Genomic DNA, 21,041 nt, shown 5'->3' on the forward strand with positions numbered 1-21,041 from the left:
TCAATATGCTGGGGAGCCACCCGACCTGCATCTAAAGTGCCATCGGAAGTAGCCATCCAGAGCGCAAACCTCAAACGTCAAGGACGGATCATTCTCGTCGTGTCCTTCCCATGAGAACTCGGTGCACGCCGATCCGTCGCGGGTGCCGTAGCGCACGTCCAGGAAGCCCTTGAGAGCCCCAAAGGCGATTTCGTCATCGGACTTGCCCTGGAAGGTGAGATGCGCCTCCTCGACGAGGTCGAGAAAGTCATTATCCCAGACGTCCATCTCGACGATGCGCCAGCGGCCGGCAAAGGCCTTGGCGAAGCCGGGCGCCTTGGCCATCAGTCGGCCCCCGCGATCAGCTTGGGAAGCCGCACCAGATTGTAGGTGGCGGCGGCAAATGCAAAGGCCCATGCGACGCGATCGCGGCCATGAAAGCTAGTCTTCTCCTGCCCGGCGACTGTCTTGATCCAGCCGAATGCTTCCTCGATGCGCTTGCGGATGCGCTGACTGACAGCATAGCCGCCGTGCCGGGTCGTTCGCCGGTCAATCGCAGAGCTACGGCCGCTGGTGTTCTGTGCAACGTGCGGCGTCACATTCATCGAGCGCAACTCGTTGACGAAGTCTGCTGCATCGTAGGCTTGGTCGGCGCCAAGCGTGATCGCTGTCGGCCGGTCGGTACGAGGCTCCATCATGTGCAGCTCAGCCACCCGCTCGGCATGGCCGTCGGCCAGCGTCAGGCAGGCGTCAACCAGCAAGCCTTGACGGTTCTCCATCAGCCCCTGCCCGATGAAGCATAGCTTCGTCTCCTTGCCTTTGCCCATGCGGTACAGCCTGGCTGTCCGGATCGGTGGTCGAAACATGACCGACAGTTGCTTTCTCAAGAATATGCGCATCCTTGCGACTGCGTTGGAACTCCGAATCTCTAACCGTTGCCGTATGAAAACTCAGTGGTAGGTCAATCAGGCCACGCTGCTGGCGGTCGTAGCTGCCGGATGCGTCAAGCGAGGCTGAATACACCAGAGAAGACGGGCAGCTCATAGCAAGCAATGATATCGTTGAAGCGAACATGAGTATCTATCAGCTCCTCAAGATCGAAGCAGAATGGAATGTCCATTTGCTTTGCTACGAATGGGGTCAAGACGGTCGGGGCAGGTGCCACACCGATCTTCGCTAACGCTTCCAAGCCACTAATTGTGTTATCTGCAGCCTCAATTCCGGCAAGAAGGCAACTGCCGGCACCAAACCGACCAAATACGTCAACTGCGTCAGTGAAGATGGCGACGTATTCTTCAACGCTGTATTCAGCTTTGAAGCCACGCATGTACTTTGTCCGCATTGCGGGGTCGACGATCTCGACACCAGTATTGAACCGTGAGATTCCTGCATCTCTCAAAGTTGAAAGATAGTCTATGCGCTTATTGCGGTCGCTTCGAATGCTCGGGGGTACAACCTGCGACACGTAAATGCCTCTTGTGTATCCCGCCTCTCTGAGCCGGCGAGAGATTGTCGTATGCCGATCCAGTTCCGTCGTTTCATCCTTTATGCTTCCGGTGCATAGCCAAATAATGTCGTATTTGCTTTCAAACGAGCTGCCGTGCTTCGTCACATAATCTAAACACTCTTGAAAATTGGCCTTGTAATCCGTATTGCCGCCCCCCTGAATCGCCAGCACCTCCCATTCATTCTCCTTGAAACAAAACTCACACGAGTAACAACAGTACACATGATAATCAAATACAAAACTACGAGGGCCATTCGCGCGCATCATTCCAAAGTTGTACATGCCGCTTGCCGCCCGTTCGGGGTCGGCACATTGTCGACAGGGGACCTGTTCAATTTTGCCGTTTATTGATGCGTAGAGGGAGGCTCCGTCAAACATAAATGGTGATCTCGAGTTGACTCGCACCGTGCTCTTCTTGAAAAACTCCGGACCAAATATTTCGATTTCAATTCTCGGTATTACCTGCCCGAGGATTGGAAAGCGGATGTTGGCAGTGAGAAGCTGAATTCCATCTCTTAGTGCGCCGAGGCGAAAGACTTCCTCGATACGCACTCCATGCTGATTCTCCAGAGCAAGGTCGAATTTGGCGGCTCTTTTTTTCTGGGAACCCATGGCCACACTCCACTTGCTAGAAGGAATTGGGGGAAATGCTCCACGCTCTCGCTGGATACATTATTCTGGCGCTAGTCTGAAACCAGTTCGACACTTCCCTTTTTCTGTTCGCGCTTCAGAAGCATTTGGTATTCGCTGGCGTATCCAGAAATGCAGGAATCGGCAATTAATTGCTCAGTAGAGCTCAGGTTTCCTTTATCCGTCCTGCGGGAGATCAGAAGACGTTGCAGCCAACTATCTGCACCATCGTAACTGGGTTGATAAGGACTCCGACCATGGACGACATGTGAGTTGTCCATTATTAACAGGTCCCCAGCACTCAGGCGCACTTCTGTTGCAGTCTCGGTGATCGTTGTTCGCAGTATATTCAGTACATGTTTCGATTCCTCGGTAAGAGCCGAAAGATAGTCGACGTATTCGTAAATCACGCGACCGTCACGCTCGCGCACGATCGGACGTGGCATCGTATAACCGACGCCGTCTCTCACGAGATGCGGGTTATCCGTCTCAAATGCGTATAGGGGCATCCGAAGCAGCTCTTTCGAACCGAACGGGAGCGCCTCGACAATCCGATGAATATCACAAAGGTAAGTTATGGCATCATTGCTTGGATCGCCTCGCAAACATAGAAGGCTAACATAGTCAGGAGAGATATCGCGAAACGGCTTTTCCGTGTGCATTCGAAGTAACACGGAGTTCGATCCAAGTTGCACCGTTGCATGCTGCCGAATTGGATACAGGTTATGAACAAGGAGTCCGCCCTCCCATTCACGATAGCTGTAGGGATCTCCAAATGCGGAGGAGATTGAGAAGAGGAGGGCTTCACTTCCGATCCTCTCCAAGCCGGCTTGGCTGAATGGCCGGGTTGGAGTTGGTGCAACATCAGCGCATATGGGTAGGCCAGTAAACAAGAGCGCGCCTAGGTATGGTTTCTTAGCGAATTCGTGCAATGCATTTTGGAAGCTAAATTGCAGATGGTCGAAGCCCACCTTTCCCTGATCGGAAGCCGCGACAGGCTCTCTGTAGGGGTCCGGAAAACTCGAAGACCACTCAATAAAGCGCCTCAAATCGAGGCTCGTTGCATCAATGACGTGGACTAATGTGTGCATCTCTGCTTCCTTATGAACTCAGGTCGATTTGTTCCAGCGTTCGCCTGAAGGGCGCCCCATTAATTAGCTTTCCCTGCACATCGATGCGGCCGTGCCGAAGAACTTATTCCGTTCAATGAGCGTCGCTCCCACCTTTTCGTAAACTGCGGCAATCCGAGGAGTTGCGATCCGACAAGAGTCACGTCGGGCAGCCAACCATTTGTAAAATTTGACCAATGCCTGGCTTCCCGGCTCGGGCCTCCAGCCGCTCCGCACTGAACTGGGTACGGCGCGATCCCAAACTGCGAATGACCTTGCTTGCCGTCCATGATCTTCTCCTAATTTCAGGCGCCCCGCCCCGCGCAACGTCCTAAAGCGCGCGCGTCTTGTGTGGATCCGGCGGGGCATCCTTCAAAACAAGGAAGCTTGGCATCGCGCGCGACTTTCGGTCGTGGAGCCGCTCCAATGCGGCCCAAAGGGCTCGTCACCGCGATGGATTTCGAAAATCTAAGGCGAATAGCCGCTTCCGTAAGCTGCAAATCCTTGTAGTTGACAACTGCAACACTTCTGACCTGCCAATGGAGTATTTTCTCCAGAAGGTCTGAAAAAGGTACGGTCAGATGAAGCGTACGCATACGACGGAGGCCGCCTGATTGACGCATGCGCGCGGGCACGGCGAGGTCTATGATGGCATTGGGTGAAGGGTGAAGGTCAGGCGGCCTGCTGATTGGCTGGCTTGTCGGCCTGGCGCAGGAGCTTCCATTCCCAGGGCAAGAGCTCGTGCAGACGCGATGCGGGATGATCGGCGATACGGGCCAGGACGTCGGCGAGCCAGGCCTTGGGATCGACGTCGTTGAGGCGACAGGTCGTGATCATCGTCAGCATGATGGCGGCACGGTCGGCGCCGCGCTGGCTGCCGGCGAAGGTCCAGTTGCGCCTTCCCAAGGCGATGCCTCTCAATGCGCGCTCAGCGCAATTGTTGGTCAAGCAGATCCTGCCGTCGTCGAGGAAGCGGGCGAAGCCGTCCCAGCGCCTGAGCATGTAGTTAATCGGCTTCAGGACCTCGGAGGAACGCGAGAGGGTTTCGCGCTCGCGGAGCAGCCAGGCATGCATGTCCTCGAGAAGTGACTTACTCTGTTCCTGGCGAGCGGCACGCCGCTCGCCGGCACCGCGGCCGTTGATGGCGCGCTCGATCTCGAACAACGTATCGAGGCGTCTGACAGTAAGCGCGCATTTTACTGCACAGGCTGCGCGCGCGGCTGGCCGCGGCGTCGCGTGGCGCCGGGGCCCAGCGGGATCATCGGAACGTGAGCGTCACGAGAGGATCACGGGTGCCTGGGCTTGACTTGCGCGGAATGCTCTGGATAGCGCGGTCGGGATGATTGACGCCGCCGGCGCGCGGTGATGGGTTGATCCCGGTTCGGAGCGGGCAACGGGGATCAGAATGACCAGCGAGTCGCAGCTGCGCGAGAAGCTTCGGAAGATCGAGGCGTTGTTCGTGGGGGCCGGAACTGCTGGTGAGCGCCTTGCAGCGGAAGCCGCGCTGCAGCGGGTGCGGGCCCGGGTCGAGGAACTTGCTCGCCACGATCCACCGATCGAACAGCAATTCTCACTTCCCGACCAGTGGTCTCGGCACCTGTTTCTGGCGCTTTGCCGCCGATATGGGCTGCGGCCGTTTCGTTATCGCCGACAGCGACGTAACACGGTGATGGTCCGTGCGTCACGGGGCTTCGTTGATCGAGTCCTGCTGCCCGAGTTCACCGAGCTGGAGGGTGCGCTGCAAGTGTATCTGCACGAGGTAACGCTGCGCGTGATCCGCGAAGAGATCTACGACGACGCCAGCGATGCGCAGGAAGTTCCCGACGCCGTGCCGTCGAACTGATCAAGCGGCGAGCTTTGGCTCCGAACCATCGCGCTCGGCTTTCCAATTCCACGGCAGCAGCGTGTTCAGCTGATTGATCTTGGTACGTCCGGAGACGATGCGCTCGAGAACATCAGTAAAATAGTGCCGTGGGTCGATGTCGTGAAGCTTTGCGGAGTTGATGAGTGATGCGAGAGTGGCCCAGGTTTCGGCGCCGCCCTCACTGCCTGCGAACAGATAGTTTTTCTTTCCCAGCCCGATCGGCTTGATGCTGCGTTCGACCGTATTGCTGTCGATCTCGATGCGCCCATCATCGATGAATCGCGTCAGGCCATCCCAATGGTTGAGGGTGTAGCGGATCGCCTTGCCAAGGCCGGATTTCTTCGAGACTTCCAGCAGTCGCGCCTCGAGCCAGGGCTTGAAGTCCTCGATCAGCGGTCTGGTGTCGGATTGTCGCACCGCAGCTCGCTGCGTCGCCGGCAAACCGCGAATGCGATCCTCAATGGCGTAGAACATCGCGATCCGCTGCAGCGCTTCCGCGGCAATCGGCGATTTCGTCGCGATGTGGACGTCCCAGAACTTCCGCCGCGCATGCGCGAAGCAGAACGCCAGTTGTACCAGACGGCCGCCGTTTTTAATCAGCCCCTTGTACCCGGCGTAGCCGTCGACCTGCAGGATGCCGTCGTAGTCTCCAAACAGCTGCCTGGCGCGGATTGCCTTGCGATCCTCGGCGAACACGTAGACTACTGCCGGCGGCGCCGGGCCGCCCCACGGGCGGTCGTCGGTGGCGATCGCCCAGAACTGGCAGACTTTGGTTCTGCCACGGCCGGGATCGAGAACTGGCAGCGGCGTCTCGTCGGCAAACAGCCGCGGGTAGGACATCACTGCGCGGCGCAACAGCGCGTGAAGCGGCTTCAGCCACCAGGCGACGCGGCCCATCCACGAGGCCAGCGTTTGCCGGTCGAGCGTGATGCCTTGGGCGGCAAACATCTGTTCCTGGCGATACAGCGGCAGCTGGTAGCCGTATTTCATCACCGCGACGTGGGCCAGCAAGGCTTCCGTCACCATTCCACCGTCGATCGCCTGGGCCGGCGCGGGTGCCTGCAGAACACCCTGGCGGCATCCCCGGCAGCCGTACCGTGGACGCATGATGCGCTTGACCCGGTACTGCATCGGAATGACGTCGAAGGCTTCCTTGACGGTCTCCCCGATCTTGTGCAGCTGCTCGCCGCAGCAAGGGCAGATGTGGCTCTCGATATCGATCACGACATCGATGCGCGGCAAATGCTCCGGAAGCTTCCCCCGGTTGCGTCGCGCCGGTCGCTTTCCACGGCCCTCCGCTCCGTCAGGCAGCCTGCCTCCGGTCACGTCGTCGTTGGCGGCGGCACGAACCGCCTGTGCCCTGATGGTGAAGAGAGACAGCTGTCCGATATCCAGTGTCTCGGAGCGCGGACCGAAGATCGTGCGCTTGTACTGGGACAGGATCATCAGGAGCTTGTCGTTCTCCTGGATCGCAGCGTCGCGTTGGGCGATCGCTGCATCACGCTCGGTCGCCAGCGTGCTGCATTCCTCCGACAACGCCGCAAGCCGTGACGATAGCGTCATCACGGCTTGTCGGAGCAATGCTGGATCGGAAGGCAAATCACTCATGCAGAGCGATTCTACAACAACTCCGCATGAGTGACGAACGACTCTTGATAATGATCAACCAGCTCGCATCGGCTGATCCACAACTCGCATCGGCACACGCTTCCAGTCCGAGCCATCGAGCAGCACCGAGAGCTGAGCATGAGATAGCGACATGACGCCTTCCTTGATCGGCGGCCAGGTGAACTGCCCCTCGATTCTTTTGTAGTAAAGGACAAGGCCGCTTCCATCCCAAGTCAGGATCTTCACGCGATCTCGGCGCTTGGAGCGGAAGACATAAAGTCCGCCGTCGAACGGATCGGCTCCAAAGGCCTCGCTCACCAGCATCGCCAGCGAGTCCATGCCGCGGCGGAAATCGACCGGCTGCGTCGCAATCCAGATCGACAACCCAGCTCGAAGCCCGATCATCGACCAACCGTCCCGACCGCCGCCAGCACCTCGCACAGTGCCTCCCGGTCGACTGTCCCCCTGACACGGATGCGAATCGCGCCGACCTCGATCTCGATCGCCGCCTGCTCCTCACTCGGGCGCCCACAGCCGGTGATCGCGACCGGCACAAAGCCAGGTGGCATGCCTCTGTCCCCGCGCTCCGCGACCTGCGCCCGCGTAGCCTGGCGACGCCAGAGAAACAACAGGCTTGGACTGATGTCGTGTCGCCGCGCCACTGCGGACACGCTTGCACCCGGCGCAAAACTCTCCGCAACAATCGCCGCCTTCGCATCGGTCGACCAGCGCCGACGTCGGCCCGTCCCGGTGATGATCTCGACACGCTGCAGCGTGTCGGCGCCGTGTTCGAGGATAGGCATATGCCTATCCTTATCGCTATCCTTACGACTATCCTTTGACATTGTGACCTCGCGACAAACCATTCCGCGAGATCTTCCTAGCCGACCAGATCAACCCTCAGCGCGTGGTCTCCGCATGACGCTCACATCGGAACGGCTTGATTGATCCTGAGCGTTTGACGGTCAGCCGCTGTCGTTGTCAGCTGGCAGGTTTTTTTGAGCGGTGCAATTGAACGGCAACAGATCTTCGATATCGGCGTCTGGCGCGCGTTGGGGCAATTCGGTGAGCGCGTGACGTAGCCATGCATAGGGATCGACGCCGCATGCCCGGCATGTCAGCACCAAACTGTAGATCACGGCGCTTGCCTTGGCGCCGGCAACGGTGTCGCTGAACAGCCAACTTTTTCGTCCGGTGCAAAACGGCCTGATGTCGCGCTCCAGAACATTGTTATCGATCGGGGCGAGACCGTCACTGGTGTAACGGGTCAGATAATCCCATTGGTTGCGTGCATAGGCGATCGCCTTGCCGGTCAAGCTTTCGGGTAGCACCTTCGGCGCCTGGTCGTCGAGCCAGGTCCGGAAGGCGGCCAATACCGGCAGGCTATGCTGCTGGCGCAGCCGCAAGGTGTATGCGGCGCGCGTTTCGCCGTCGGGCGGCGTCTGGCGCGCCACCCTCTCGACCTCGTACAACGCCTCGAAGAACTTGAGCGCCTGCAATGGCGGACCGCCAGGCTTTGTCCTGGCCTTGAGCGCATCGGTAAATTTCCTGCGCGCATGCGCCATACAGCCGAGATGGGTCGCGCCTGTCAGCGTGCGCCAGGCGTCATAGCCGTCGCTCATCAACAAGCCGCGATAGCCGGCCAGGAAGGCCTGAGGATGTTGCTGGCCGCGACCGGGCTGGTAATCGAACAGCACGACCGGCTGCGCGCAGTCCTGGCCGCTGCGATAGGCCCACATGAAGGATTTGGCCTGCGCATCACGGCCGTCCTCTTTAAGAACCTGGACCCAGGTTTCGTCGCCGTGGACCAGGGGCTGCGACATGAGCTTTTGCTGTAGCGCGTCATAGACCCGATGCAGATGCAACTCGCTCGCCCGGATCACCCAGTTGCCCAGCGTCCCGCGGCTGATGCTGACGTCGGCGCGCCCCAGCGCGTCCGCCACACGGTACAGCGGCGTGCCGTCGACGTATTTGTTGGCGAGCACCAGCGCCAGCGTCGATGGCGTGGCGACGCTACCCGGCAGCGGCTGCGCCGGCATCGGCGCGGTCACAATCGGGGTGTTCAGCGCGGTGCGCTCGCAGTGACGGCAGGCATATTTGAACCGCACATGTTGCAGCACCGACGCCTTGACCTCGACGTGCAACTGCTCGGTGACGGTCTCGCCCATCCGATGCATCCGATTATGGCAGCACGGACAGTCCTTTTGATCCTCACCCAGATCGTGTTCGACGCGTTGGCGCGGCAGATCGTCAGGCAGCGGCTTGCGGCCGCGTGCCTTCGGCGCCGGCTTTGGAGCCTCCGGCAATCCCGTGTCCGGCACGGCGACCGCCTCGACATCGTCGTCGTCCCGGCTTTCAGCGGCGGCCTGCTCGGCTTCGTTGAAGATGCGCTCCTTGAGCTTTTCGCTCTTCGGCGCATACCGGTGCAGGCGCTCCAGGCGCAACTGCTCCTCTAGATGCAGCACGCGTTGTGCGAGTTTCTCGTTTTCGGCCTTCAGCGCCGCGATCTCGGCCGCGTGCGCCGCGATCAAGGCTTCCAGTTCGTGCGTCGTGGGCTTGCGACTCATCGGAGTCTTGAATCGAAGTCATGCCGCCGCGTCAACCGGGCTCCCATGTCTTCGTCATGTCTTCGGCCGCGTCATCTGAGAACGGCCATGCCGAAGCCCGATGACGCCGCCCGCATCGAACACGCTCAGCCCACGCTCTGATATTGCCGCACCGGATGACGACGCACCGCCGCGATGTTGATGCCGTCAAGCAGCCAGTGCAGCTCCTCCGTCGTCAGCGTCAGCACCGCCTCCTGACTTCGGGGCCAGTGGAATCTGTCGGCCTCCAGCCGCTTCAGCAGCATCCAAAATCCTGACCGATCATAAATCAGCAGCTTGATCCGGTCGCGGCGACGATTGCAGAACGCGAACACCGCGCGCTGGAACGGATCCAGCCCCATCGACTGCTCGACCACGATCGCCAGGCTGTTGATGCCCGCCCGGAAGTCAATCGGTTCGCGGTGAAGGTAGACCCGAAGATCAGACGCCAGTCGGAACATCGCAACGCCCCAGCGCTTCAATCACCGCCGACAGCAACTGCGCGTCGCCGCCTTCCAGCGAAAGCGTCACGCCGTTGGGCATCGATGCCGTCAGCCGCCCTGCACAGGATCGCTCCGTCGCGCAAACCGCAATCGCGCCAGCAGATCGAGTTGGCGACGGCGACGGCGCGCGAACCGGAATAAAGGCTGGCGCAATCGGCGCCCGCGCCTCCGGCTGGCCATCCCCGTTCTGAAGTTGTCGCTTGGCCACCCACTTGCGCAGCAGGTTCGCGTTCACGCCGTGTTGCAGCGCAAGCCCCGCCAGCGACACGCCAGACTGCAGACAGGCCTCGACCAGCCGCTGTTTGCTGGCCGGATCATAGCGACGCCGGCCATTGCGCAACACGCCGACCGTCTCAAGTCTCAAAGGTTCTTCTGGAGTGATCATCGATCGTGTCCACCTCGCTCATGGTGGACACCTCATCCCATCCCCGCGCTCAACTGCATAGGTGCGTAGAAAGGAGCGCTTACGAACGAGATGCTTTTTGTTGAGCATATTCATCAATTGAGTATACTCAACAAAAATGGAGCGCACCCATGGCACTCGACTTCGAACCCTTTGTAGACCCGCCGATGCGGCAGCGGGAAATGCGTTTCACTTTGGATATCGCTCCCCTCAAACTGGCACGACACTGGCGGCGGTCAGAATCCCGAGCTGCGTGGTGGCAGAAGCGATTCCACTGCATTTGACAGCGTCGCTGACGAGTAAAGGAACGATCATTAGTCGCGCTGAAGTATCTCGGCTCTCCCAGATGACCTCGAACAATGGCTTCCAAGAAGTGCCATTGGCTGAGCTGGTCGAGCAAGTTCTGGCCGCAGATAACCTACGTAGGGATGAGATCGGAGAGCCGGAGCTTGATGCATTGCTTCACGTACTTGAGACTTCAATTCAACGCGTGAGAGCGACAATTGCACTCCTTAAATATCGTAAGCTCGATGATCAATACTCACCAAGATGATCAGGTCTCATTTATTCGACCTTGCGCGTCACCACTCTTCGTTTGAATGCTGAATCACTGTCGAGGAATGCTTCCAAAATAAACGGTATCAGCTCCGCGACCTCCTCTCGGCTTCCATGCGTCTCCGCATAAAAATCCGCGTACCCACGCAATCGCTTTGCAAGTCCTGGCGCGACCAGAATGTTCATCTTAACTGGGGTCCGATCAGGCAGCTTTGCAAGCTTCATCCCTCATCTACCCTTCGCAACCGGCGGAACGTCCTGGTACGGCTTCAGCACCAGATCCTTCGAAACAATCACCCGCAGCGGCCATCCCGGCCGCACCGTAATCGTCGGCTGCACGTCGAGTTCGCGCTCCACTAGGCGCTGCCCCGCACGATTGGTCGTTTGCTGCGTGCTTCCACGCAAGGCCTTCACGAGGTCGCTTTCGTCATTGCCTATCGATAGTTGGGTCCCCACTCCGATCAAGGTGGCCAGCGCTACGCCCTTGAGCAATTGCCAGGTATGGAAGTCCACCTCATCCTCGAGGCCGGCGTAGCCCGCGACGTCAGTGGCCGGAAGGTTCTCGATCACGATCGAATTGCCGCTCGGCAAGATAAGCCTCGTCCAGACGACCAGCGCCCGCTTCTGGCCAAAGGCGACGACGCTGTCGTATTTGCCCACGAGCCGAGTCCCTTGCGATAAAAGTGAGTTGGGTGTTCCGTCGAGTCTTATTTCGTTTTTTCCGAATATTGTGATCGCAAACAGGTCACGGCACGAGGGATCGAAGCCGCGAGGCCGTGACGCGAAGCGGCACGGCCTACGAAAGCCCGCCCGCAGCCGGCGGCGCGCAGGACTGCTCTGGATCGCCAAGCCGGTTCCACGGGCGAGAAAAGCCGTTCTGCCGCCGGGTCCCAACCGCCGGCCAGAGACCTATCCACAGGTGCTGCCGTGCCCGGTCCAATCTGATCGGATAAGCTTGGAGACCATCCGCCAGATAATTTGGGTCGCGCCGTCCGATATGACCGTTCAACCGACCTTGGCCGAAATCGCCGGCATGCTGGAGCAGTCGCCCGACTACCGGGTGCTGCGCCGGCTGGTTCCACGCTCCGAATTCACCCCTGGCGACGGGCAATCGACCAGGACCGCGATTCTGCTCGACGTCGAGACCACGGGTCTCGATCCTGTCCGCGACGAGATCATCGAACTCGGGATGGTCAAGTTCAGCTATCTGGCCGACGGAAGGATCGGCCAGGTCATCGACACCTTCAGCTGCTTCAACCAGCCGTCGATCGCCATTCCCGCCGAGATCACAGGGCTGACCGGCATCACCGAGCAGATGGTCGAGGGCCACAGCCTGGATGAGGAGCGCATCAACGCCTTCGCCTCCGATGCGGTCGTGACCATCGCCCACAACGCCGCGTTCGATCGCAAGTTCATGGAGCGTTACGCGCGCCTCTTCACGCACAAGGCCTGGGCCTGCTCGGTCAGCGAGGTCGAATGGCGCAGCCATCGCTTCGAGGGATCGCGCCTGTCCTATCTCCTGATGAAGGCCGGACTATTTCACGAGGCGCACCGGGCGGTCGACGATTGCCTTGCACTGCTCGAGATCCTCGCAATGACCCTGCCCCATCTCGATCGCACCGTGCTCTCTGTTCTGCTCGAGCGGGCCCGCCGCAAGACGATCAGGATCTGGGCCGAGCAGTCTCCTTTCGAGCTCAAGGACGAGCTCAAGCGCCGCGGGTATCGCTGGAGCGACGGCGCGGATGGCCGGCCGCGCTCCTGGTACATCGATGTCGACGAGCCCGATCAGGCACCCGAAATCGAATACCTGCAGAGAACGATCTATCAACGAGACGTCGAGATCCGGATCCAGGTACTCACTGCGTTCGACCGCTTTTCCGTAAGGGTCTGAACAACCCGCCCGCGGCCGGCGGTCGCAAGGAAGTTCAAACGCGACGCAGCGACGAGGTCCGCCGGCTGCCCGTAGTTGCCAGTGTTGCGATGAATGGCGAACCATCTCTGGTCACGGCTCACTCTGATTATTGATGCGCTACTTGTGTCACGATCGGCGACTGGGAAGGAGAGGAGCATGGGCCCATCGAGAGACGCCACACTGTCAACGCGGCAGTGGTGGGGAAGAGTGATTGCGCTTGACCGCTTGCTCCTATCCTTTGACTTGCAACCAGGGAGTATTTTGAGGCGGCGAAATGCTCTCGTCGGCCAACCGGTGTCCAGGCTATCGACGAGCCAGAAAAACCCCTAGCAGGAATGCGAAGGCGAGTGATTGAAGCGGAGCCGCTCTTGTCGCTTCGGTCAGGAGCTGCAGCCACCGATCCTGCTGCGGCAGAGGTTCGAAGACGGCGTCTTCAGCCATTCGACGGATCGCTTCTGAAGCCTGATCTATTCGCTGTTCCGGCGTAGCAGTTGGTGCAATGGGGTTTCCGTCAGTCATATGCGCTTCCTTGCGCCCGGTCGCGGCGCGCGCCATCGTCCGTCATCACACGCACCAGCGGACTTCTCGCACGAGTGCTAACGTTCAGTGAACGCTGACTGTTCCTTGGCGTTCTGGGATTCGCTCCTGAATATTTGCCTTGGGCCAACTTCCAGGTTGATCGCCGCGGCATCGGCACGCTTCAATTCTTTTGCCACCATTTTGGCCTGCCCTTTGGTGGCAAATACAAGCAGTAGCAGCCGGTATTGCGCCACATGGCAATACCCTCCTTCTGCATCGAAAGCCGCTCTGGCAGCTCTGACCTCGAGCCCCGGAGTTGGGGCCGTCCGTAACTTGGAAAAGCGGACGGCCCCCGCCGGCCACTTCCAATTGCTCCTGCCACAAACAGAAGCGATAGCCGACCAAACAGGAACGTAAATCAGGTTGCCCCAGTTTCGCGCTGCACGCGGCCATTCGTTTGCGTCTGACCCATTTGAGCTAAGCCGCATCAGTTCGTCCGCCGTTAAGAAGGTGATGGTCTTCAGAATTCCGGGAGCCAGCGATTTAGCTCTCTCTACCCGGCCAGTATTTCGCCTTGGTGGCGATCCAACGCTCCGCATCGGCTTCCGTATCGACGTCTCCGATGTGAGAATCCGGCCCATTGCCAGTCTTGACCGCCACAAACCAGCGACCATCCTTTGTCTTTTCAGGCTGGAAATGAGGCGTCTTGATCGTCATGCCGCTGAATATCCGATGTTGACCGTCAACATTCCAGAGCGCTGTGACAACACGAAAGCCTAATCCGTTTGGAGCATGCTCTTCTGGCACAAAGTGTATCCCCTAAACGGACTATCAAGATCGCGAGGCTGTCGTTGGACACGTTCGACTTGCAATGGATCAGGCTCTCTCCGTACTCGCACAGATACAACGAACACGCTCTGAGGCCCATCATGGACAGCTCAGCGGATGGCGTATGGGGAACTTCGCTATGCCAAAGATGTCCAGGCAGGAGATAGAAGCGCTCGCATGCAAATGTGACGTTTGCGGTCGCCACATGGCCTTGTTGGCCGAGCTACCATCCGTTGGCAAGTACGAAGCCGTCCATGTATTTCGTTGCCATGGCTGCAATTCGGTGAAGTCGGAGCAAGAGGCTCGGCGCTAGTTCGAAATGCTCACCGCCGAGTGCGGATTGCGGCGCCAGGGGTGCAATCGAAGCGCTCTACTGCAGCTCTGCCCTCGCTGACGCGACCAATCGCTTCGCCAGGTTGCGGTGGTGGTAACCATGCCGCCGCACGTCGTCGCGAATGCTGTGGCTGACGGACCGGACGACACGCTTCTGTTTGGGCCATCGTCCGGAAATCGCCGAAGGGATAAATCCGCCTCGAGCAACAACCAGGAGCTCGTTGCTCCTGTTCAGATAAACGTCGTACATGGAATCCCCGCTTACGTGCGCCTGCCTGATAGTTTCGATCGGATTCGATTGGGAAGCAGCAGATCCTGGTTGGCCGATTATGCCGGACGGCCTTTCAGGAGCCCCCGCAATGCCTGGCGGGCGACGCGCTCGAGAGCCCCAAGCGTCTTTTTCCATTGCTGGACAGCCCGCAGCAGCTTCCGCGCAATGAACTTCCTGGTCTCGTGGCCGCCGCCGTTCGGGAGGTCGCGGCAGGCGTCGTCCAGAACAACGTCGAGGTTAGCGGTCGTCCGCTCGTCAAACTTCTTCATGAAAATGCCCATTACAAAAAACAAGCATGCCAGCGAAGCACCAGGCGGTCGCTGCCTGTGGTGACGTCGCCAGGTCCGACAACAAGTCCGCTAGCATGAGCCCGACGAGGTTTGGCTAACCAGTTGGGAATGGCAGTTTTCCCCGCTCTCCCCGTCATTCCCGCGCGGGGCAGCTTGAGGTATTGTTTCCAAATGAGCTCGTCGAACCGAGTGCGGAACGGCGGCGAGGCCCGCCAGCGCAAGATCATCCATATCGATATGGACGCGTTCTACGCGTCGGTGGAGCAACGGGACAATCCCGACCTGCGCGGCAAGCCATTGGCCGTCGGCGGCTCCGCGGAACGCGGTGTCGTGGCTGCAGCGAGCTACGAGGCCCGGAAGTTCGGGGTTCGCTCGGCAATGCCGTCGATCACCGCGAAGCGTCAATGTCCGGACCTGATTTTCGTGAGGCCGCGCTTCGAGGTCTACAAGGCCGTCAGCCGGCAGATCCGGAACATTTTCGCCGAGCACACGGAAATCATCGAGCCGCTGTCGTTGGACGAGGCCTATCTCGACGTTACCGAGAACATTCAGAACATCCCGCTCGCAACTGAGATCGCGACCGCGATCAGGGCCAAGATCCTTGCCGAAACCGGGCTCACCGCCTCCGCCGGAATCTCGTATAATAAATTCCTGGCGAAGCTCGCCTCCGACCAACGCAAGCCGAACGGCCAGTTCGTCATCACGCCCAAGATCGGACCCGGTTTCGTGGAGGATCTTTCCGTCGGCAAATTCAACGGCATCGGCCCGGCGACAACAACCAAGTTCAACGCCCTCGGCATCTTCACAGGGCTGGACATCCGCAATCAGACACTCGAATTCTTGAACGCGAACTTCGGCAAGTCGGGCACCTACTATTACTGGATCTCACGCGGCGTCGACGAGCGCCCCGTGCGGGCAAATCGGATCCGGAAGTCGATCGGCGCCGAGAATACGTTCACGACCGATCTGACCGAGTTCGAGGCCCTGGCGGCGGAGCTCCAGCCGCTCATCGACAAGATCTGGCGGCATTGCCAAAGCACCGGCACCCGCGGGCGCACAGTGACGCTGAAGGTCAAGTTCTTTGATTTCGAGATCATTACGCGCAGCCGATCAATATCAGCCCCGGTACCAAGCCGCGTTGACCTCGAGCGTCTGGCTATCGGCCTGCTGCAGCACGAGATGCCCTTCCCGAAGTCCGTACGCTTACTGGGCATCTCGCTCTCCGCGCTCCATGACCAGGATCAAGCGGGACCTCAACTGGACCTGCCAATTTGACGCTAACGATGAAAGCGGTCGGCTTCCTCGAAGACACTCTGGATGCCGAACCCATCACCACGTTGGACAGGCCGAGCCGCGGGCCTTTCGCCCTGCATATCCGTGCGCCCGCACAGTTCAACGGGCCGCGAGTTCATGGATGACCGGTCGCAGACCGTCAGGCGTAACATCGAGCGTCGCAAGCGTGATCGGCAACTTGAAACGCCGCGGCCCGGCGCTGCCGGGATTGACGTAGAGCACGTTGTTGACCGTATCGACTTTCGGCACGTGAGAATGGCCGGAGATGATGACGTCGATGCCGCGCTCAAGGGGGTTGATTCGTAGCGTCTTGAGATCGTGCAATACGAAGATCGTCCGTCCCGCAAGCCGTACGAGCTCGGTGTCAGGGTATCCGCTGGTCCAATCGCCGTTGTCGACGTTCCCCCTGATCGCGGTGACCGGCGCGATCCGGCGCAGCGCCGTGATGATGCCGGGCTGACCGATGTCACCGCCATGGATGATGTGGTCGACGCCAGCCAGCGCACGCTCCGCTTCTGGCCGCAACAGGCCGTGCGTATCCGAGATGATGCCGACCCTGAACGCTTTGGTGGTCGCCAGGATCGTGGTTTTCGCAGCGGGGGAGCCGATGTTGTTCAAGAGGGATCGCCTAGACGGTGATGGTTGTGAAATCTGTCGCAAGGCGGCTATTCGGAAAGGCCCGCGTAGCCTCCGCCAGGATCTCTTCATCCGGATAGCGCCCCGAGATGTGTGTCAGGACGAGTTGCTTCACGCCGTTTGCCGCCGCCAGTAATGCCGCCTCTGTCGCGGTGAGATGTCCGTAGTCACGGGCTAGTACCTACTTTTCTTAAAGCGTGAGTCGTGATTCAAGGTCGGGATGATACCCGAAGCAAGAGAAGTCCACCTTTCGAGGAAAGATCGCAAGGTGCTTGAGGCGTGTTGCCGCTCCCCGGTGACGTTGCAGCGCGATTTGAAGCGGGCGCGGATAGTTCTGTTGGCGGCGGATGGACGCAGCACTCGGTCGATCGCCAAGGAAGTTGGGGTCCAGCCGCGGATTGTCAGCCTTTGGCGGCATCGCTATGCCGACCAAGGCCTTGAAGGGCTGCAAGACAAGCCGCGACCGGGCAAGCAGCCAATCTATACGAAGGCCACCGACAAGCGGATTCTGAAGCTGCTGGACAAGCCGCCGCCGGACGGGTTCGCACGCTGGACCGGGCCCCTGCTGGCCGGGGCGCTGGGCGATGTTGACGTCCAATATGTCTGGCGGTTCCTGCGCAGCCACAAGATTGACCTCGCGGCTCGTAAGTCCTGGTGTGAGAGCAACGACCCGAACTTTACGGCCAAAGCCGCCGATGTTGTCGGCCTCTATGTCGCCCCGCCCGCGAAGGCCATTGTGCTGTGCGTGGACGAGAAGCCCTCGATCCAGGCTTTGGAGCGAGCGCAGGGTTATCTGAAGTTGCCCAATGGCCGCGCCTTGACCGGCCAGAGCCACGATTACAAGCGGCATGGCACCACAACATTGTTTGCGGCGCTCGAAGTCGCCACCGGAAAGATCATCGCGGCGCATTCAAAACGCCGACGCCGCGTCGAGTTTCTCGACTTCATGAACAGCGTCACCGCGGCTTTTCCGAACCGGAAGCTTCACGTCATCCTCGACAACCTCAACACCCACAAGAAGAACGAGCATTGGCTCAAGGCCCACCCCAACGTGCAATTTCATTTCACGCCGACAAGTGCGTCTTGGCTCAATCAGGTCGAGGTATGGTTTTCGATCTTGCAGGGGCAGTCGCTCAGCGGCACCTCCTTCACAAGCCTCACGCAGCTTCAGGAGCACATCGATGCCTACGTCAACGCATACAACGACAGAGCCGAGCCCTTCGTCTGGACCAAGAAAAAGGTCCGTCAACGCCGTTTCAAAGGCCGCCGTATCACTCAGCTCTGATTCTGGGTACTAGTGCAGCGTCACGCGCCAGGAAGGTGGCTTCGATGACCAGCATGTCGGCCCCCTCCACGTACTGCGCCAGACCGTCGGTTGTCTCGGTGTCGCCGACGATGACAAGTTTCCTGGCCCCTTCGGGCGGCCCCAGAACGCTCCCCGGAGCGATCGTTCGGCCGTCGGCCAAGGTGATTGAGCGGCCCTCGACCAAGTCTTTCCGGATCGGCCCGTCAGGCACGCCGAATGCCGCCAGGCGGTCGGCGCGAAGATGGCGGCGTGGCGGGCTCTTGAAGTCGAAAGCGTAGCTGTCGGTGTCGCGATGACGGACCGGGAAGCAGCCGACCGAAAATTCGTCGGCGTCGAGGACCAAGCCCGGCTGCAGCGGCACCAGCTCCAACGGGATCGGCGCTCTGCCTTCGCCCCAGAGCCCGGCCAACATCCTGACGACGACATCGAGCGTGCCTGGACTGCCGTGGATGGTAACGAGATCCTCGCTCTGACGCAGCCGGAGCGTCGAAAAGAGTCCTGGAATCCCGAGCACGTGGTCAAAATGCGCATGAGTGAGCAGGAGGCGATCCAGCCGTCGGAAGCCAGCGCCGCTGCGCAATAGCTGCCGCTGCGTCCCCTCCCCACAATCCACGAGGATCCGATGGCTTCCGGCCTCGACCAGAAGGCCCGGATGATTGCGTTCGGCGGATGGCACGCTGGCCGAGGTGCCGAGAAAAGTCAGGTTGAACATGATGAGGCCAACTTACCTCGCAAGCAGCGGGGCTCCAAAGCCTGCGAACGGAACCCGGTCCAGGATAGACCTCGACACCGCCGAGAGCTGTCCTTCAGGCGTCCGCGGATCGGACAAGGGCGTGCCGCGGATAGATCCATCCATTCCAGCAATTCCGGCCGATTTGCCCATTTGCGCCCCATCTACCGAACGACCTCCGCCTGCCGGGAACCATCTCAAGGACTCCCAATTTCCTTCCTGCTAGCCCGTCCTATTCGTGAGAGTGCTTTTTTTAGTCCGATTGATGTGGCCGCACATCTGCTCTGACGAGGCGCGCGGGATTGCCTTCGGCTTTTCACCGCCTGACCGACCCGTACTTTGCAACGCGCTTGAGGTGTAGGTTGGGCGAACGGGGGGCGGACGCCCCGCCGGTCAAGGACCGAGAGGCAGCAGCGCGCCTGGCAAGCCGCGGATCAGGTCGGCTTCGGGACATGCCGCGGCAAACGCAAGGCGAATGCGGCTCGTGGTCTCGACGACACGGGCAGCGAGTTTCAAGAGACGAAGACGCAGCGTCGCGAACTCGGCTGTGGCCAATTCCCGGGCTTTGGGAATCGCGTCGCGCACGGTCAGCATCAGCCAATAAGCGGCGGTGTGGAGAACGAGGCGGACTTGATTGGCGAGCGCCGAACGGCAGCTGGTGCGATCGGAGGCGAGCTGTGTCTTATGCAGCTTGATCAGATTCTCGGCTTGGCCGCGCGCGCAATACAGGCTGTCGTAGATCCACTCGGCCGAGCCGACATCGAGGCTGGTGACGACGAAACGGATGTCGAGGCCGAGCATCGTCGCCTCAATACGGGCGACGGTACGCCGTTCGCGATCCCAGGACTTGGCCTTGTGGCGCGTCTCGGTATAGCCACGCAGAACCGGCAGGTTCTCGATGGCGCGTCGCGTGCGGATGTCGTCGGCGGCCTCGTCGAGTTTTCTGGCGAGCGGCTTGGTGCCGGACAGACCGAAGATGTAGTCGATGCCGTTGGTCTCGCACCACGCCATTGCCTCCGGCCGGGCATAGTGCCCGTCGCCACGGAACGTAATTCGCGTGTTGTGCCACCGCGTCCGGATATGCCGTATCAGGCGGCGCAGATGGGCACGCACCTCGACGCCGCCCGGCGTCTTGCCGGGCCGCAACACGACCGCCACGGGCCGGCTCTTCTCCGTGTCGTAGACGTGGATCGGCAGGAAGCAGCGTTCGTCATAATGAGCGTTGAACAGCGAGAGCTGCTGATGGCCGTGGACGACATCGCAGGTATCATCGATGTCGAGCGTGACGGATGCCGGCTCGCGCGGGTAGCTATCCATCCATGCGTCGACCAAAGTGTAGGTCAGTCGGATCACGTCGCGCAGGCGCGGAGCATTCTCCAGCCGCGACAGCGTCGGTTGGGAACACAGATCGCGACCCGTGTCCGGCAGCCGTCCGCAGGCCAGCTTGAATGCGGGATCGGACCGCAGATGATCGAGGTCGTCGGCGTCCTCGTAGCCGCAGCAGATCGCGAACATGCGCGCGCGGAACATATCGACAAGGCTGTGCACGACCCGCGTCGGATCGCGCCGATCCGGGAACACCCGGGCCAAATTGTCGGCCAAGCCGAGACGCCGCTCGGCCATCGCCAGAAGCATCACGCCCCCGTTCGAGGTCAGCCGACCGCCATCGAAGGCAGCTGTGACTTTCTTGGCGTGAACGGCTGGAAACGAGAAGGGCAGAATCGTATCATCGGTCATGGCGGGCCTGGCGTTCGCGGTTGAGGTGATGGGGTTGGCTTTGCAACCGAATCCTACGCCGCATCAGCGCTTTACACCACGCTCGCCAGCCTCTCAGGCGCACTCTGACGAATAAGACGGGCTAGACATTCGGCAGGAATTGGACCGCCTCCGCTGGTTAGCGAGACGTCATCATCAGCAACCAAACTCGGCTAATGGACATCAAGGCAAAAAAGCTTCTTGCCCTTTGCTTTCTGGCGATCTTCAACGCCTTTCCAGCCGCCCATGCCCTTACCCTGGACGATATCAAGGCTAAGCTTGAGGCCGCGGGCTATACGCAAATCCGGGAGGTGCCATCCGGCAAGATCAAGACGTTCATAGCAACGCGGAATGGAAAGGTAAGGTCCATTCTCGTCGATAGCACCGGTCATATCCAGGAGCTGCAATAGATCGCTGCCTCAACG

The 21,041-nt window shown here is 60.0% G+C and carries 21 protein-coding genes and 5 pseudogenes; 6 read left to right on the forward strand and 20 right to left on the reverse strand.

Going from position 1 to position 21,041, the window contains the following annotated elements; genetic code table 11:
• The 5 genes and pseudogenes from HAP54_RS46765 to HAP54_RS46785 all read right to left on the reverse strand — a co-directional run.
• Positions 1-324, reverse strand: coding sequence for a hypothetical protein (locus tag HAP54_RS46765; RefSeq protein ID WP_312022772.1), 324 nt, complete (start codon positions 322-324; stop codon positions 1-3).
• Positions 324-846 (reverse strand): annotated as a pseudogene (locus HAP54_RS46770) (transposase); the annotation flags it as partial. The gene HAP54_RS46765 and the pseudogene HAP54_RS46770, both read right to left, overlap by 1 nt.
• A 136-nt stretch (positions 847-982) precedes the next feature.
• The gene (locus tag HAP54_RS46775) at positions 983-2,098 is read right to left on the reverse strand and encodes a hypothetical protein (protein WP_166298070.1); all 1,116 of its coding nucleotides are present in this window, start codon (positions 2,096-2,098) and stop codon (positions 983-985) included.
• Positions 2,099-2,169: 71 nt separating this feature from the next.
• Positions 2,170-3,207 carry a TauD/TfdA family dioxygenase gene (locus HAP54_RS46780; protein WP_166298071.1) on the reverse strand — a complete coding sequence of 346 codons (1,038 nt, stop codon included), beginning with the start codon at positions 3,205-3,207 and terminating at the stop codon, positions 2,170-2,172.
• 690 nt (positions 3,208-3,897) lie between these two features.
• Positions 3,898-4,473: pseudogene (locus tag HAP54_RS46785) on the reverse strand (IS66 family transposase); the annotation flags it as partial.
• A 157-nt stretch (positions 4,474-4,630) separates the two neighbouring features.
• On the opposite strand from HAP54_RS46785, the gene HAP54_RS46790 reads away from it, so the two are divergent.
• Positions 4,631-5,068: a hypothetical protein gene (locus tag HAP54_RS46790; RefSeq protein WP_166202962.1), complete on the forward strand. Its 438-nt coding sequence runs from the start codon at positions 4,631-4,633 to the stop codon at positions 5,066-5,068.
• Here HAP54_RS46790 and tnpC (HAP54_RS46795) read toward each other — a convergent pair whose 3' ends face one another.
• The 6 genes from tnpC (HAP54_RS46795) to tnpA (HAP54_RS46820) all read right to left on the reverse strand — a co-directional run bounded on the left by tnpC (HAP54_RS46795) (position 5,069) and on the right by tnpA (HAP54_RS46820) (position 10,170).
• Positions 5,069-6,652 carry an IS66 family transposase gene (gene tnpC, locus HAP54_RS46795; protein ID WP_166215215.1) on the reverse strand — a complete coding sequence of 528 codons (1,584 nt, stop codon included), beginning with the start codon at positions 6,650-6,652 and terminating at the stop codon, positions 5,069-5,071.
• A gap of 99 nt (positions 6,653-6,751) precedes the next feature.
• Positions 6,752-7,102 (reverse strand): IS66 family insertion sequence element accessory protein TnpB, encoded by a 351-nt coding sequence (tnpB, locus tag HAP54_RS46800; RefSeq protein WP_166202960.1) that lies wholly within the window; start codon positions 7,100-7,102, stop codon positions 6,752-6,754.
• A complete protein-coding gene (tnpA, locus tag HAP54_RS46805; RefSeq protein ID WP_166202958.1) occupies positions 7,099-7,500 on the reverse strand; it encodes an IS66-like element accessory protein TnpA in 402 nt (133 codons plus the stop codon). The genes tnpB (HAP54_RS46800) and tnpA (HAP54_RS46805) overlap by 4 nt, the downstream gene beginning before the upstream one ends.
• A 162-nt stretch (positions 7,501-7,662) precedes the next feature.
• On the reverse strand, positions 7,663-9,264 hold the full coding sequence (tnpC, locus tag HAP54_RS46810; protein WP_166205729.1) for an IS66 family transposase: 1,602 nt from the start codon (positions 9,262-9,264) through the stop codon (positions 7,663-7,665).
• Between the two features lie 125 nt (positions 9,265-9,389).
• Complete coding sequence (tnpB, locus tag HAP54_RS46815) at positions 9,390-9,743, reverse strand: IS66 family insertion sequence element accessory protein TnpB (RefSeq protein ID WP_166205730.1); 354 nt, start codon at positions 9,741-9,743, stop codon at positions 9,390-9,392.
• A complete protein-coding gene (gene tnpA, locus HAP54_RS46820) occupies positions 9,724-10,170 on the reverse strand; it encodes an IS66-like element accessory protein TnpA (protein ID WP_166205731.1) in 447 nt (148 codons plus the stop codon). Before tnpA (HAP54_RS46820) ends, tnpB (HAP54_RS46815) begins: the two co-directional genes overlap by 20 nt.
• A 274-nt stretch (positions 10,171-10,444) precedes the next feature.
• On the opposite strand from tnpA (HAP54_RS46820), the gene HAP54_RS46825 reads away from it, so the two are divergent.
• Entirely contained in the window at positions 10,445-10,741 is a 297-nt protein-coding gene (locus HAP54_RS46825) for a hypothetical protein (protein WP_166298072.1), read from the forward strand.
• 11 nt (positions 10,742-10,752) lie between these two features.
• Here the strand turns inward: HAP54_RS46825 and HAP54_RS46830 are convergent, their stop codons facing one another.
• Together HAP54_RS46830 and HAP54_RS46835 are read right to left on the reverse strand one after the other, a co-directional pair.
• Complete coding sequence (locus HAP54_RS46830) at positions 10,753-10,968, reverse strand: DUF2274 domain-containing protein (protein WP_166298073.1); 216 nt, start codon at positions 10,966-10,968, stop codon at positions 10,753-10,755.
• A 3-nt stretch (positions 10,969-10,971) separates the two neighbouring features.
• A pseudogene (locus HAP54_RS46835) lies at positions 10,972-11,427 on the reverse strand (TrbI/VirB10 family protein); the annotation flags it as partial.
• Positions 11,428-11,740: 313 nt separating this feature from the next.
• Here HAP54_RS46835 and HAP54_RS46840 point away from each other — a divergent pair.
• The gene (locus HAP54_RS46840) at positions 11,741-12,634 is read left to right on the forward strand and encodes a 3'-5' exonuclease (RefSeq protein WP_166298074.1); all 894 of its coding nucleotides are present in this window, start codon (positions 11,741-11,743) and stop codon (positions 12,632-12,634) included.
• A gap of 617 nt (positions 12,635-13,251) precedes the next feature.
• Here the strand turns inward: HAP54_RS46840 and HAP54_RS46845 are convergent.
• The 3 genes from HAP54_RS46845 to HAP54_RS46855 form a co-directional block, all read right to left on the reverse strand.
• Positions 13,252-13,428, reverse strand: coding sequence for a hypothetical protein (locus tag HAP54_RS46845; protein ID WP_166298075.1), 177 nt, complete (start codon positions 13,426-13,428; stop codon positions 13,252-13,254).
• Between the two features lie 289 nt (positions 13,429-13,717).
• Complete coding sequence (locus HAP54_RS46850; protein WP_166298076.1) at positions 13,718-13,891, reverse strand: hypothetical protein; 174 nt, start codon at positions 13,889-13,891, stop codon at positions 13,718-13,720.
• Positions 13,892-14,662: 771 nt separating this feature from the next.
• A complete protein-coding gene (locus tag HAP54_RS46855; RefSeq protein WP_224741492.1) occupies positions 14,663-14,875 on the reverse strand; it encodes a hypothetical protein in 213 nt (70 codons plus the stop codon).
• 192 nt (positions 14,876-15,067) lie between these two features.
• On the opposite strand from HAP54_RS46855, the gene dinB reads away from it, so the two are divergent.
• Positions 15,068-16,171, forward strand: a complete 1,104-nt coding sequence (gene dinB, locus HAP54_RS46860; RefSeq protein ID WP_166298078.1) for a DNA polymerase IV — start codon at positions 15,068-15,070, stop codon at positions 16,169-16,171.
• Positions 16,172-16,288: 117 nt separating this feature from the next.
• Here the strand turns inward: dinB and HAP54_RS46865 are convergent, their stop codons facing one another.
• On the reverse strand, positions 16,289-16,807 hold the full coding sequence (locus tag HAP54_RS46865) for a metallophosphoesterase family protein (RefSeq protein ID WP_224741491.1): 519 nt from the start codon (positions 16,805-16,807) through the stop codon (positions 16,289-16,291).
• A 10-nt stretch (positions 16,808-16,817) separates the two neighbouring features.
• A pseudogene (locus tag HAP54_RS46870) lies at positions 16,818-17,000 on the reverse strand (ribonuclease Z); the annotation flags it as partial.
• A gap of 45 nt (positions 17,001-17,045) precedes the next feature.
• Between HAP54_RS46870 and HAP54_RS46875 the strand changes: the two are divergent.
• Positions 17,046-18,110, forward strand: a complete 1,065-nt coding sequence (locus HAP54_RS46875) for an IS630 family transposase (RefSeq protein WP_166204319.1) — start codon at positions 17,046-17,048, stop codon at positions 18,108-18,110.
• Between the two features lie 13 nt (positions 18,111-18,123).
• On the opposite strand, the pseudogene HAP54_RS46880 reads toward HAP54_RS46875, so the two are convergent.
• Both HAP54_RS46880 and HAP54_RS46885 read right to left on the reverse strand, forming a co-directional pair.
• Positions 18,124-18,843, reverse strand: a pseudogene (locus HAP54_RS46880) (MBL fold metallo-hydrolase); the annotation flags it as partial.
• Positions 18,844-19,254: 411 nt separating this feature from the next.
• Positions 19,255-20,598 (reverse strand): IS1380-like element ISBdi2 family transposase, encoded by a 1,344-nt coding sequence (locus HAP54_RS46885; protein ID WP_166204320.1) that lies wholly within the window; start codon positions 20,596-20,598, stop codon positions 19,255-19,257.
• A 194-nt stretch (positions 20,599-20,792) separates the two neighbouring features.
• Here HAP54_RS46885 and HAP54_RS46890 point away from each other — a divergent pair, with 194 nt between their 5' ends.
• Complete coding sequence (locus tag HAP54_RS46890; protein WP_166298081.1) at positions 20,793-21,026, forward strand: hypothetical protein; 234 nt, start codon at positions 20,793-20,795, stop codon at positions 21,024-21,026.
• The last annotated feature ends 15 nt before the right edge of the window (positions 21,027-21,041 follow it).

Origin of the sequence: Bradyrhizobium sp. 2S1 (assembly GCF_011516625.5) — a bacterium.
GTDB classification, from domain to species: domain Bacteria; phylum Pseudomonadota; class Alphaproteobacteria; order Rhizobiales; family Xanthobacteraceae; genus Bradyrhizobium; species Bradyrhizobium septentrionale.